At 38.2% G+C, this 13,266-nt stretch carries 13 protein-coding genes; 6 read left to right on the top strand and 7 right to left on the bottom strand.

The features are described from left to right. Positions 1-208 precede the first annotated feature (208 nt). Positions 209-1,171 (top strand): protease SohB, encoded by a 963-nt coding sequence (gene sohB, locus AC2G3J_RS07045; RefSeq protein WP_419820258.1) that lies wholly within the window; start codon positions 209-211, stop codon positions 1,169-1,171. Between the two features lie 194 nt (positions 1,172-1,365). Continuing rightward, positions 1,366-2,508, top strand: coding sequence for an acyl-CoA dehydrogenase family protein (locus tag AC2G3J_RS07050; RefSeq protein WP_224963824.1), 1,143 nt, complete (start codon positions 1,366-1,368; stop codon positions 2,506-2,508). Between the two features lie 85 nt (positions 2,509-2,593). Here the strand turns inward: AC2G3J_RS07050 and AC2G3J_RS07055 are convergent, their stop codons facing one another. Next, complete coding sequence (locus AC2G3J_RS07055; protein WP_336954410.1) at positions 2,594-3,112, bottom strand: DJ-1/PfpI/YhbO family deglycase/protease; 519 nt, start codon at positions 3,110-3,112, stop codon at positions 2,594-2,596. 251 nt (positions 3,113-3,363) lie between these two features. On the opposite strand from AC2G3J_RS07055, the gene pheA reads away from it, so the two are divergent. From pheA to AC2G3J_RS07075, 4 genes are all read left to right on the top strand, one after another. After that, positions 3,364-4,470 (top strand): prephenate dehydratase, encoded by a 1,107-nt coding sequence (pheA, locus tag AC2G3J_RS07060; RefSeq protein WP_004719240.1) that lies wholly within the window; start codon positions 3,364-3,366, stop codon positions 4,468-4,470. Positions 4,471-4,502: 32 nt separating this feature from the next. Beyond that, positions 4,503-6,749, top strand: a complete 2,247-nt coding sequence (locus AC2G3J_RS07065; RefSeq protein WP_483770873.1) for a bifunctional prephenate dehydrogenase/3-phosphoshikimate 1-carboxyvinyltransferase — start codon at positions 4,503-4,505, stop codon at positions 6,747-6,749. Positions 6,750-6,867: 118 nt separating this feature from the next. After that, positions 6,868-7,248: a hypothetical protein gene (locus tag AC2G3J_RS07070; RefSeq protein ID WP_483770874.1), complete on the top strand. Its 381-nt coding sequence runs from the start codon at positions 6,868-6,870 to the stop codon at positions 7,246-7,248. 21 nt (positions 7,249-7,269) lie between these two features. Further along, the gene (locus AC2G3J_RS07075; protein WP_483770875.1) at positions 7,270-7,854 is read left to right on the top strand and encodes a GAD-like domain-containing protein; all 585 of its coding nucleotides are present in this window, start codon (positions 7,270-7,272) and stop codon (positions 7,852-7,854) included. An 86-nt stretch (positions 7,855-7,940) separates the two neighbouring features. Here AC2G3J_RS07075 and AC2G3J_RS07080 read toward each other — a convergent pair whose 3' ends face one another. The 6 genes from AC2G3J_RS07080 to AC2G3J_RS07105 form a co-directional block, all read right to left on the bottom strand. Beyond that, positions 7,941-8,384, bottom strand: a complete 444-nt coding sequence (locus AC2G3J_RS07080) for a DUF2147 domain-containing protein (RefSeq protein WP_105713769.1) — start codon at positions 8,382-8,384, stop codon at positions 7,941-7,943. Between the two features lie 186 nt (positions 8,385-8,570). Continuing rightward, entirely contained in the window at positions 8,571-9,602 is a 1,032-nt protein-coding gene (gene rtcA, locus AC2G3J_RS07085; protein ID WP_483770876.1) for an RNA 3'-terminal phosphate cyclase, read from the bottom strand. Further along, a complete protein-coding gene (locus tag AC2G3J_RS07090) occupies positions 9,580-9,789 on the bottom strand; it encodes a CPCC family cysteine-rich protein (RefSeq protein WP_483771066.1) in 210 nt (69 codons plus the stop codon). Before AC2G3J_RS07090 ends, rtcA begins: the two co-directional genes overlap by 23 nt. A 557-nt stretch (positions 9,790-10,346) precedes the next feature. Beyond that, a complete protein-coding gene (locus AC2G3J_RS07095; protein WP_004822548.1) occupies positions 10,347-10,808 on the bottom strand; it encodes a DIP1984 family protein in 462 nt (153 codons plus the stop codon). Between the two features lie 26 nt (positions 10,809-10,834). Next, complete coding sequence (locus tag AC2G3J_RS07100; protein ID WP_419359523.1) at positions 10,835-11,239, bottom strand: DUF7684 family protein; 405 nt, start codon at positions 11,237-11,239, stop codon at positions 10,835-10,837. A gap of 433 nt (positions 11,240-11,672) precedes the next feature. Next, positions 11,673-12,938, bottom strand: a complete 1,266-nt coding sequence (locus tag AC2G3J_RS07105) for an RtcB family protein (protein ID WP_483771067.1) — start codon at positions 12,936-12,938, stop codon at positions 11,673-11,675. Positions 12,939-13,266 lie beyond the last annotated feature (328 nt).

Raw genomic sequence — 13,266 nt, forward strand, 5'->3', positions numbered from 1 at the left:
TTTAAAGTATAAAAAAAAGCTATATTATTCATAACTTAAATTTGGTTATTGTATTTTCAAAAGTCTTAATAAGACCGACTTTTATACTTTATATAGCCTAAGTGAGTTTAGCTTTGTCGAATTTTTCAAAAAGTGTATTGAAATTTACCTGATCCGTCCGCATCTTATTAGAAAAGCATTTCCTCAAATATTCGAGATTATAAATTCTATGTTATTCCATTTACCTAAAGTACCCGCAGAACTTCGCATTAGTCATTTAAATGCTCGAATTAATGAGCAAAGAAAAAGAATTGCTCAGTCTACTGCATCGAAATTGGAACTGTTTCAACTGACTCAACAGTTTGTAAAAGAAGCTCGTATACGTAAAAAGAATAATCAAAAAATCTATGTATTGGATTTTAAAGGAGATGTACAAGCTTCAGCGGTTGAGAATTTACGAGAAGAAATTACCTTAATTCTTGCGACAGCAAAAGCAGGGCGTGATCGTGTCATCGTACGTTTAGAAAGCCCAGGTGGTATGGTGCATGGTTATGGTCTTGCAGCTGCACAATTAGTTCGTTTACGTGATGCAGGCTTTAATCTGACGATTTGTGTGGATAAAGTAGCTGCGAGTGGCGGTTATATGATGGCATGTATCGCAAGTGAAATCGTCTCTGCACCTTTTGCTGTGGTTGGTTCGATTGGTGTTGTTGCTCAAGTGCCCAATTTTAATAGACTGTTGAAAGAGCATCATGTTGATTTTGAGCTATATACTGCTGGTCAGTTTAAACGTACTGTGACGATGTTTGGTGAAAACACTCCAGAAGGTAAAGCAAAATTTGAAGAAGAGTTACAACAAACACATCAATTATTTAAGCATTTTGTTGAAAAATATCGCCCACAACTCAATGTGGAAAAAGTTGCTACAGGTGAACATTGGTATGGTGAAGATGCGCGTAATTTAAATTTAGTGGATAAATTGCAAACTTCAGATGAATATTTGCTGAGCTTACTGCCACAACATGATGTATATGTGATTCAAACACGTCGTAAGCCAACACTTGGCGAGAAGTTAGGTTTGCAGGCTGCACAAATGGCAGATGCCTTAATTCCATCTGTCGTGAATAAATTGATGAGTGAGATCACCAAGCTAAATTCTTCTTTACCGATGTTTAAAGACGATAAATTCTAAGTTTTAATTGTTTATTGACAACCTAAAGAGTAATTGGTGAAAGCTGATTACTCTTTTTTTATAGAAAAGTCTTTTCTTTATTCGCAAAAATGCTCAGAAAAAATGACCTCATGTGGTCATGACAAGTCCGTAAAAAATGATTAGCATGCTAGGGATCATAAAATCAAAAACTCAGATTGAAAGGAATACAAGACATGTTGGCATATGATGCAGATTTAGAACTTTTTCGTGATAACTTTAAACGTTTTATGAGTGAACACGTTGCTCCATTTTATGAGCAATGGGAAAAAGAAGGTTTAATGCCACGTTCAGTATGGTCATTATTGGGTGAAAATGGCTATCTTTGTGTGGATGTGCCTGAAGCGTATGGTGGTTACGGCGTTCCAACTGAATATTCATTGATGTTAGTTGAAGAGTCTGCACGTGCAGGCTATGGTGCCTTGTCTACCGCAATTTCATGTCATTCAGAAATAGCAGCTCCTTATATTTTGCATATTGCCAACGAAGAACAAAAACAATACTGGTTACCGAAAATGGTGTCAGGTGAAGTGGTGGGCGCAATAGGGATGACGGAACCGGGCGCGGGTTCAGACTTACAAGGGATGCGTAGTAGTGCAATTTTAAATGGTGACCATTATATTTTGAATGGTTCTAAAACGTTTATTTCAAATGGTCAGCATGCAGATTTAGTGGTATTGGCAGCAAAAACTGATCCACAAGCGCGTGCAAAAGGTGTGTCACTTTTATTGGTTGATACACATCTAGATGGATTTAAAAAGGGCACCAACCTCGATAAAATTGGTTTGCATTCGCAAGATACCTCAGAACTGTTCTTTGATAATGTTAAAGTTCCAGCAAATCAATTGTTAGGTAGCGCAGGTCAAGGTTTTGCCTATTTGATGCAAGAGTTACCTCGTGAACGTACTGCAATTGCAGCAACGGCACTTGGTGCAATTCGTGGTGCAATCGATATTACCACTCAGTATGTACAGGAACGTCAAGCATTTGGTCAGAAAATTGGCAGCTTCCAAAATACGCGTTTTGTTTTGGCTCAAGCAAAAATTGATGAGTTGGCAACAGCAGCATTCTATAACCAAAATTTAGCTTTATATAAACAAAGTAAATTGGATGTTGAAACAGCAGCGGCTTTAAAAAGTTTTAGTACTGATATGCAGATGAAAATCATCGATAGCTTGTTACAACTGTTTGGTGGTTATGGCTATATGACGGAATATCCAATTTCTCGTTTCTTTGTAGATGCACGTATTCAGCGTATTTATGGTGGAACAAATGAAATCATGAAAGAAATCGTGGCGCGTGGCATCATTGGTCGATAATGCATAAATAAATAGCAACGATAAAGTATTCAAATAAAAAACCTTCTTTATTTAAAGAAGGTTTTTTATTATCAAGGTTTAGGGATTAAGCACTTAATACATTTAAACATTCATTGATAAAGATAGGTAACTCAAAAGTTGAACGTGAAGAAATATATAAATTGTTGTCGTTTACCACTTCGCGATCAAAAACCACAGCGCCAGCTTCTTTAAGTTCTTTGAGGATATCTTCAATTGAGGTTAAGCGCCGTCCAATGGCAATTTGTGCATCGATAAGCAAATGGCTACTGTAACAACATAAAAAAATAGGTTTTTGCGCATTGGCAAAATTACGTAAAAAATCAATAAATCGTTCATCTTCTTTAAGATGATAAGGGGAATAGCCACCCGGAATCATCAGCGCATCAAAATCCCGAACAGAGATTTCATCAATGCCTAAATCTATACTGACCGAAGATTTTCTTTGTTTGCTATACACAATATTCCCCGCAGACTTTTCAATATTGCGCACAGAATGGCTTGCAGCTCGAAAAGCTTCAACGGGATGATGATATTCCGCATCTTCGAAATCATGGGTAATGAGAACAGCGATTTTTTTATTCATATTCTATGACTCGAAATGCGCTTATGCTTTTTATCATAGAGCGCAATGTTTAAAATTCTATAGCTGCTTTGTAATTCATTTTGTGGTCAGAAAATTTATAAAGTGATGACATTTTATTCAATATATAAGTTGGAAGTGAAACATTGAAAAATGCACTATTGCCCAACAAATTAAACTGAACTATTGTTATACTGTCAGTGGTCTAAAACATAGACTTCTCGTAATTCTCGACTTTAAAGGGCGACATAACAATGATCAACGATGATCAAAAAACGACTTCTCTAGATCTTGCTCAAATCCGTGAAGATATTGACTCTGTAGATCAGCAAATCCAACAACTTATCAATCGCCGTGCAAAACTGGCCGAATCAGTTGCTAAAGCAAAATTTGCAGCAGAAGAGAATCCGTTATTTTATCGTCCTGAACGTGAAGCACAGGTTTTACGTCAAGTTATGGAGCGCAATGAAGGGCCATTGTCAGATCAAACCATGGCACGTTTATTCCGTGAAATTATGTCTGCATGTTTGGCACTTGAAGCACCACAAAGTATTGCATTTTTAGGTCCAGTCGGTACTTACACCCATTCTGCTGTATTAAAACATTTTGGTCAGGATGCTGTGGTTCGTCCACTACCAACGATCGATGAAGTGTTCCGTGAAGTTGAAGCGGGCAGTGCACATTATGGTTTAGTTCCAGTTGAAAACTCATCTGAAGGTGTAGTCAACCATACTTTAGACTGTTTTAAAGCATCACATTTAAATGTGATTGGTGAAGTTGAATTGCGTATTCATCACCAATTCCTGATTTCTTCAAATACCCGTAAAGACAGTATTAAACAAATTTATGCACATCAACAAACCCTTGCGCAATGTCGTAAGTGGTTGGATGCACATTATCCGGGTGTAGAACGTGTAGCTTTAAGCTCAAATGCAGAGGCTGCTCGCCGTATACGCAATGAATGGCATTCAGCAGCAATTGCATCTGATGTGGCTGCAAGTATTTACGACTTAGAGGTTCTCCACGGCAATATTGAAGATAATCCTGAAAATACCACACGATTCTTGGTCATTGGTCGTGAAAAAGTACCACAAAGTGGCAATGATAAAACCTCATTACTGATTTCAGCACATGACCGTGCGGGGGCTTTATTGGAAATTCTTGCACCATTTGCAAAACACAACATTAGTTTGACCAGTATTGAAACCCGTCCAGCATTACCTGAAAAATGGGCTTATGTATTCTTCATTGATCTTGAAGGTCATGTGGAACAGGACAATGTTAAAGCGGCGATTGAAGATATTCGCCCACTGGTTAAAGAAGTACGTGTACTGGGTTCATATCCGATTGCTGTGCTTTGATGTCGTTGTGAAATAGGTAGTTCAAAATCGTTATGTCACAACCTTTATTTAAAAAAGTTGCTTTTATTGGACTTGGATTGATTGGTTCAAGTCTAGCCCGTGTGATTGCAGCGGAACATCTTGCTGAAAATGTTGTTGCATCAACACGCTCAAAAAAAACATTAGAAGATGCAAAAGCTTTAGGAATTATTTCTGCGGGTTTTAATGATCCTGTAGACGCTGTAAAAGATGCAGATTTAATCGTTCTGGCTTTACCCGTTCGCGCGACACAGAAAGTACTTGAAACGATTCAAGCTTATGTTTCTGAAAATGCCATCATTACCGATGTCGGAAGTACCAAAGGGAATGTGGTGGCTGCGGCACATGCTGTTTATGGTGAAAATCTTCCTGTAGGTTTTGTACCTGGTCATCCAATTGCTGGCGCAGAACATACAGGTGTCCATGCCGGTAAAGTTGACTTGTTTGTAAATCATAAAGTGATCCTAACGCCGTTGCCGACTAGTGCTGATTGGGCAGTTGAAAAACTGATTCAGCTTTGGCAGGCTGCAAAAGCTGAAGTCATTTGTATGGATGTGGACAAACATGATGAAGTGTTGGCACATACCAGTCATTTACCGCATCTGATGGCATTTAATCTGGTCGAACAGCTTGCAAATCGTGAAGATAACCTAGATATTTTCCGTTATGCCGCTGGAGGTTTTCGTGACTTCTCACGTATTGCTGCCAGTGATCCGCAGATGTGGCATGATATATTTTTTGCCAATAAAACAGCCATATTGAAAGCAGTTGATGGTTTTGAAACGCAACTTGCGACATTACGTCAACTGATTGAAGATGAGAATTCACAAGCCCTGATGGGATTGCTAGGACATGCACAAGCGGCACGACAGCATTTCAATCATATGCTCGCCAATAAACCTTTGATGGAGAAAAATAAGGTGACACAACAATTTACCATTTTGCCGGGTGAGAAGACATTTAAAGGTAAATTTACCGTGCCGGGTGACAAGTCAGTGTCACATCGTTCCATCATGTTTGGTGCAATCGCTGAAGGTACAACCCATGTTACAGGTTTCCTAGAAGGTGAAGATGCTTTAGCAACACTTCAAGCATTTCGTGATATGGGTGTCAGTATTGAAGGCCCTAAAAATGGTGAAGTGATCATACATGGTGTGGGTATTCATGGTTTAAAAGCACCCAAAACGGCACTGTACATGGGTAATTCTGGTACATCGATGCGTTTGCTTTCAGGCATGCTTTCAGCACAACAGTTTGACTCTGTGATGACGGGTGATGCGTCTTTGTCTAAGCGTCCAATGGAGCGTATTGCAAAACCTTTACGTGAAATGGGTGCGCAAATTCAAACCACGGGTGAACGTGGTACTCCGCCTGTTTCTATCACTGGCGCTCAAGCACTGAAAGGGATTCATTACGATTTGCCAATGGCATCTGCGCAAGTCAAATCTGGAATTTTATTGGCAGGTCTATGGGCAGAGGGAGAAACCTCTGTGACTGAACCTGAACCAACCCGTGACCATACTGAGCGTATGTTACGTGCTTTTGGTTATGCTGTGAAAACGGAAGGTAACCGTATTTCACTCCAAGGTGGTGGCAAGTTGGTTGGGACAGAGATTCAAGTGCCTTCTGATATTTCTTCTGCTGCATTTTTTATGGTGGGTGCTGCCATTACTGAAGGTTCAGATATTACCCTTGAAGCTGTTGGGATTAATCCAACTCGTACAGGTGTAATCGAAATCCTTAAGCAAATGGGTGCAGACTTAACTGTTGAAAATGAACGAATTGCAGGCGGTGAGCCGATTGCTGATATACGTATCCGTGGTACCCGTACACTGAAAGGCATTCATATGCCTGAAGATCAAGTACCGTTGGCAATTGATGAGTTTCCATCTTTGTTTATTGCTGCTGCATGTGCTGAAGGGAAAACGGTGTTAACAGGTGCTGCCGAATTACGGGTTAAAGAGTCTGATCGTATCCAAGTGATGGCAGATGGTTTAAAAACCATGGGGATTGATTGTACGCCAACTGATGATGGCATCATCATTGAAGGAAAAGGTAAATCGGGCGACTGGTCTGCTATTTTCTCTGGCGGTGAAATTGAATCGCACCATGACCATCGTATTGCAATGAGTTTTTCGATGGCGGGTTTACGTAACTCTGGCGAGATTAAGATTATTGGCACTGAAACAGTAGCAACAAGTTTCCCCACATTTACTGAACTCACCAATCAGGCGGGGCTTCAGATTGAAGTCACGGAATAAATCAGTCCTTGTCTAATATTTGTATAATTAATTAAAAACAGCCAAGCAAATGCTTGGCTGTTTTGTTTATATTGCTTATTCTAAAACCATACAACTATAAAGCCTTTTGGATGAAGCAATGAGAACATTACAATTTACAGCAAACTGTGAGAATCATATTAACAGTCACAACCATGGTGAAAATGTATGTTATGTCACTCAGGAATATGTGACGACTTTGTTGTTAAAACAACTGTCTGAATATGGCTTTAAAGCGGAAACAACATACTCCGATGAAGACCTTGCTGTCAGCGTAGAAAATCATCCAATTGGTTTGGGGGTTAATTGTCATTTAAATGATCAAGGATTATTAACTTGTGAAATTTCAGCCCATGCTGATGAAGAACAAGCATGGTTTAAGAAGATTGCAACCCAGAGCATGATTAAGCAATTGGCAAATGCTGTAGAAAATACATTAAAAGAAGATGATGCGTTTAGTGGATTTGAATGGAAAGTATAAGCAGGGCTAAAGAAGATACTTATGCAATTACAAGCATTTATCAATAAATTTTCAGTAGATCAGGCGGGAAACAGAGTAAGCCCTGAAACTGTAAAAAAATATCAAGCATATTTACCTGAAGCGCTCTTAGAGCTTTGGCAAAATCATGGTTTTGGCTTCTATGGTAATGGTTTGCTACAGATCATTAACCCTGAGCTTTATCAAGATGTACTTTGGTCATGGTTAATGAAAGATCAACCTGATATGACCCGATTACCCATTGCTATTTCGGCATTTGGTTTGGTGTTTTATTATCGTTTAGTAAGCGAAGATGGCGATGAGGATGTATCCTTTATCGACCCGCACAACTCGGATATTGGGGTAACAGCTTGGTCATTAACAGATTTTTTTAATGACTGGATTTGTGATGATGAGATCATTGAGCAATTTTTAGAAAAATCAGCCTTAGTAAAGGCGCAAACTCAATATGGTAAATTAACTGATAATCAAATGTATTGTTATCTTCCTGCACTGAGATTGGGTGGGCGTGCCAGTGATCTCAATTTAGATAAGGGTGATGCTGCCACACATTTAGATTTTTTATATCAACTTGCTGTGAATAACTGATTTAAAAATCATTCAAAATAGATGCTTAGAAATGACAGTTTGAGTGAGATAAAACTGTCATTTCTATTATGAATTAAATTATGCTATTACTCGACACGTAACCATGTTTGGCTACGACCTACTGCTGAAATACCTAAATATCCACGAAGAAATAGTTTCTTGCCATTTGGGCTGACTTTACCTTTTAAGCGATAGATTTTACCTGAAACTGGGTCAATAATTTTCCCATCAGTATAACTCACATGATCATCTGTCTTTAGCCCAGAGATTACCTGTAAGCCAATAATTGGCTTGTTGGTATAAGGTGCAGGGCAATTGGTGCAAAATTCTTTTGGGGTGTAGCCTGGGCGTGGTGTTGCTTTTAATGCTGTACCCGCATAAGTACCGTTACTTTGTTTTTCAATTTTAACCAGTCCCTTTGCTTCACCAGTTTTGTCATCGATATAACGCCAAGTTCCCACGATATCTTCTGCAAAAGCTGTCGATGTTAAAAATGCGATACATGCTGTCCCCAATAAAACTCTCATCATTTCCCTTATTCCTTAAGTGGGTATTTTCTACTTTAAAAATCATACTTATTTAAGGCGTTGATTATATAATGAATAGTTGGGTCATTTATTTACATAATGTGCCAATAAGTATGAAATTTAAAATGAATTGGCACATAAAGATAAGCAATTGATGAGCTTGTAAACTGGATTTAGCATAGCTGAAGCTTATGTGATGACACTCACCTTAAAAATATCATTGATTGCTTCAAAGTGAATTTCACAATCTAAGAATTTTTGAATCATTTCAGCTTGTGTTGTGGTGTGTTCACTGACAACTTGAGCAGTAAACGCACCGCCTTTACCTAAAGCTAAAGGCAATAAAAGTTGGTCTGCTAGATATTCGTCAGCCACAGCATCGCAAGCTAAAAAGGATTTAACTTCTTTGGCTAAATCATGCGCTACTTTTTCTGCACTTTTCTTCATTTCACCTAACGCAGAAAATACTTGTTGATGGTGTTGGTAATCTAACACCACAAAAGCTGTATTCCCTTGGCTAATCCCTTGAAAGTTTAGTCTATTACGTTGGCTTAAACTCAATTTATTATGCAATACTTCCAGTTCACGATCCGCAATATTCTGTTGAATATTTAAGGCAGCGGCATAGCCACGTATTTCCAGTAATTTGCCTTTATCTAATACTGAATATTCAAGCTTATCTATCCAAGGATAAGTAGTAATATTGATTTGACCCGCACCAATTGGAAAGAAACCAGCACGTTCACATTCAAAATCAACCTTTATTCCAAGTTTATGAAGAGTAGGTAGAAAACAAGACTCTATGAAATCTGCAGTCGGTGCCATTGGATTATGTGTTCCGCCGTGGATACTGATGTGACTGATTTCATTTTGCATCATCAGTGCAGGCAGTAGTGTTTGTAAAACCAATACTGTGCTACCGGCTGAACCAATATGAAAATCATATTTACCCGCCTGAACTTGTTGGGGCTGAAAATATAATTTTTGTGAATGTAGTTCAGCACCTTCCACAATGGCATTACTGATGCGTTGTGATGCTTGTACACAGACTAAATGCTGTCGCATTAAGCCCGGCTTTTTACGCCCTGCTCGAATATTCACAAGCTCAAATGGAATACCCGTTAACATAGACAGTGAAAGGGCAGTTCTTAAAATTTGCCCTCCACCTTCGCCTTGTGAGCCATCAATTTGGATGGCTTTATTTTTTACTAATGTGTTCATTTTGTTCTTCATCATTTCTTTCTAAATCATTCGGTTTTCGAACATGTTTTAAAAACCGTAATTCACTTACACCATATTGTTGATAATTATCTTGTGCTTCTGCTAATGAGATTGCATTTGCACCACTTTTTGAATTTGGATGAATATTTTGTACAGGATCATCTTCCCAAAAACAAACTGGACAAATCTCAAAGTCAAAATTACCTAGAGGCTAATCTTTAGTGTAATGATGACAACAAGAACAAGGGTAATTCATTAAAAATTCCAAAAAGGGGTGAACATACTGTCAGTGCATGGTGATGCTCAGTGCATTGTAACTTTGCTTTCACAAAGGTTTGCCTTGTACGTAGTGATGGGTTGATTTGTGCTTAAAGTTTTAAGCTAACCCGCTCGCTCATCAAGCCACTACACCTTATTTTCAATCCTGTGTTGTGGAGGTAGGGGATCTTGCACTCGCCCAGTATGTTCGGGTTTTCTCAAATGACGAATCACTTGAGAAAAGGTGAAATATATTGTCAGTACGTGGTAATGCTGTGTGAATAGTCACTCTGATTCACAAAGGTTTAAGTGATGATAGGTGATGGATTTGATTGGTGTGTTTCCGCTCTAAATCCGCTTCGCTGTCATTACCCAAAAATGATGCTGACTTTTATTTCAATCTATACAGCCTTAGATCTTGTACTCGCCCAATATATTTCGAGATCTGATAGGGTAAAGCCCTATCAAAGCTTTTAAATGATGGCTTTAAACGTCAAGTAAATCAACTTGCCAATTGGTGGCTTGTATCAATACATTCAAGTCGCGTAATTTGGCACTGATATCATCGGATTGTTTTTGCAAGGATGATACTGGAATGACCTTATGCCATTTGATTTCACGTGTGCTATAGCGGTCAGGCTCACGTTGTGTGTTGCTGATAGCAGACGTTAAAATTTTATGACGCTCTACAAGCTCATCACGTTGAGTAAGTAAAGCCAATAATGAACGACCATCTGTTAATTTTGCCAAAGCATTGGTTTGATGAATGGCATAAACAAGTTTTTGGGATTCTTGAGTTAATGCAAATACTTGCTTTAATAACTCATTTGGATCCTCGGATGGCTCATCACCGTCTTGTACCAATACGTTTGCATTGATACGTTGTTTTAATGAAGCGAGTTTCTTTTGTTGATCGCTTCGTAATAAAAGTGCTTCTGCAAGTTTCATTTTATTTTCCTTATCGCTTTTAATAGTCAATAAATATTTAACACAACGATTTCATATAAAGTTTGCTGGGGTAAAGTATCAATTGGGATTGATCCGGCAAATTTGATAACATCTTCTAAAGTTTGATTTTCATGCCAAGTGGTCATGAAATTATAATCATCGTCTTTAGGTAGATCATAATTACAAAATTCTAAATAAGAATAATCCAATGCATCATCCCAAATTGAACATTCATGGCCCCAAGCTAAAGCCCAATAGCATTGTTTAGATTTTACAATCCAATCACTGCATTGATTGCGCCAATCATTAGTTACATTGTTGTTATGTATTGCTAGCACAACAATGTATGGCTCTTGTGGTAATTCAAGATGGATTGCTTGATTAGCCAAAAGATCGTAATGACTGATCTTAATTTGTTTAGAGCGATCCATTGGCATTACTCACATTCAATTAGGAGGAATTTGTGAAAGACAAAAAGCTTTATGATATATAAGTCCTTTTTCAATACATACATCATATGAAAAAGAGTGAATATTTCGTTGTAAGGCTATAATCTCATTTCTCCAGATACAAATATCTCCATGCTTTCTCTGTTTGGACTCACTCAAATACCGTTGTAAAACCAAAGTTTTTTTAAAGGGATCACTTAATCTTTTAAATTGATAAGCAACCATATAGTAAAGCAGATACTTAAAATAATTCTGCTTATTGCATTTGTGGTCTACTGCGAGTTCCAGAAAAAGTAATAATTCATCTTTCCAGACCAAGTATAAATCCCATTCAGTCGTAGGCAGATATGTATCCGAAAATGCCCATGCTCGAATTTCAGTTATGCTCGGATTGGAGATGTTGGTTATCACTATATTATCCCTTTACACAAACAACCTGACTTAAGGTATAAACCACTTCCACCAAATCACTTTGTGCTTTCATCACATCTTCAATTGGCTTATACGCAGATGGAATCTCATCAATCACGGCTGCATCTTTACGGCATTCTACACCTTTGGTTTGTTCAATCTGATCTTCCACAGTAAACAACTTTTTTGCCGCAGTACGGCTATGTACACGACCAGCCCCATGCGAACATGAACAGAAAGACTCCTGATTTCCCTTACCTTTGACAATAAAAGACTTGGCACCCATTGAACCCGGAATAATTCCATACTCACCCAAACGGGCACGTACAGCACCTTTACGTGTTACCAGTACTTCCTGACCAAAGTGTTCTTCTTTATCCACATAATTATGGTGGCAATTTACGGCTTCAACTTTGGCATTAAATGGTTTGTTGATGATGATTCGTAAAGCTTGAACCGCAGCTTCCATCATTAACTCACGGTTTTTCATGGCAAATCGTTGTGCCCAACCCACCGCAAACCAATAATCATCAAAGTGTTCAGTCCCTTCCACTAAATAAGCTAAATCTTTATCAGGCAGGTTAATAAAATGCTTTTGCATATCTTTACGTGCAAGCTCAATAAAGTGGTTACCAATCGCATTTCCAACACCACGAGAACCTGAGTGCAACATAATCCATACTTGTTGATGCTCATCTAAACAGACTTCAACAAAATGGTTTCCAGTTCCCAAAGTACCTAACTGTTTATGGTTGTTGGTATTTTTTAAACGGGGATGCTTGGCGCAGATATATTCAAAATCAGTTACCAATTCAGCCCAAGCCTGATCAACACGTGCAGTAGGTGTATCCCATGAACCTCGGTCACGACGACCACGACCTTTGGTCATACCATGTGGAATTAAACGTTCAAGTTCGGTACGCAGTGCGTATAAGTTGTCTGGTAAATCTGATGCGCTTAGCGAAGTACGTGCGGCCATCATTCCACAGCCAATATCTACACCGACCGCAGCAGGGATGATTGCGCCTTTGGTTGGAATTACACTTCCAATCGTTGCTCCGATTCCTACATGTACATCTGGCATTACTGCCATCCATTTATAAATAAAAGGCATTTGTGCTGTTTTTAATAATTGGTCTTTTGATTTCTCATCGACAGGGACACCTTTGGTCCACATTTTTATAGGAACACCTTTAGCATCCTGAATTACGTTATAAGTATGTTCCTGCGGTAAGGAAGTTTGTTTTTCGATTTGTTCTGCGACTAACATTGTCATTGCTTTGATCCTTTTCAAAACCTGCCTGCCAAGCGGTTGCAGGCAGGTGATATTTATATACATCTCATGATGTATGCTTTGTATATTGCAGAGAGTGTGCCAACTTTGTCTTTTAATTGATTTTTATTTTATAAGATATTGATTTTTAATAAATAGATAGATTTGCATTTTATTTTAAATGTACGTTTTAAAAAAAATATGCAAATTTAAATATTATTTTAGATAGTAATTTATCTATTTTTATATTTTAAATAAAATATAAAACAACCAATGCCTAAACATAATAAGAAAAGGAGGCTAAAACCAATTGAAAAGATGAGGC

Source organism: Acinetobacter legionensis, from assembly GCF_057165765.1.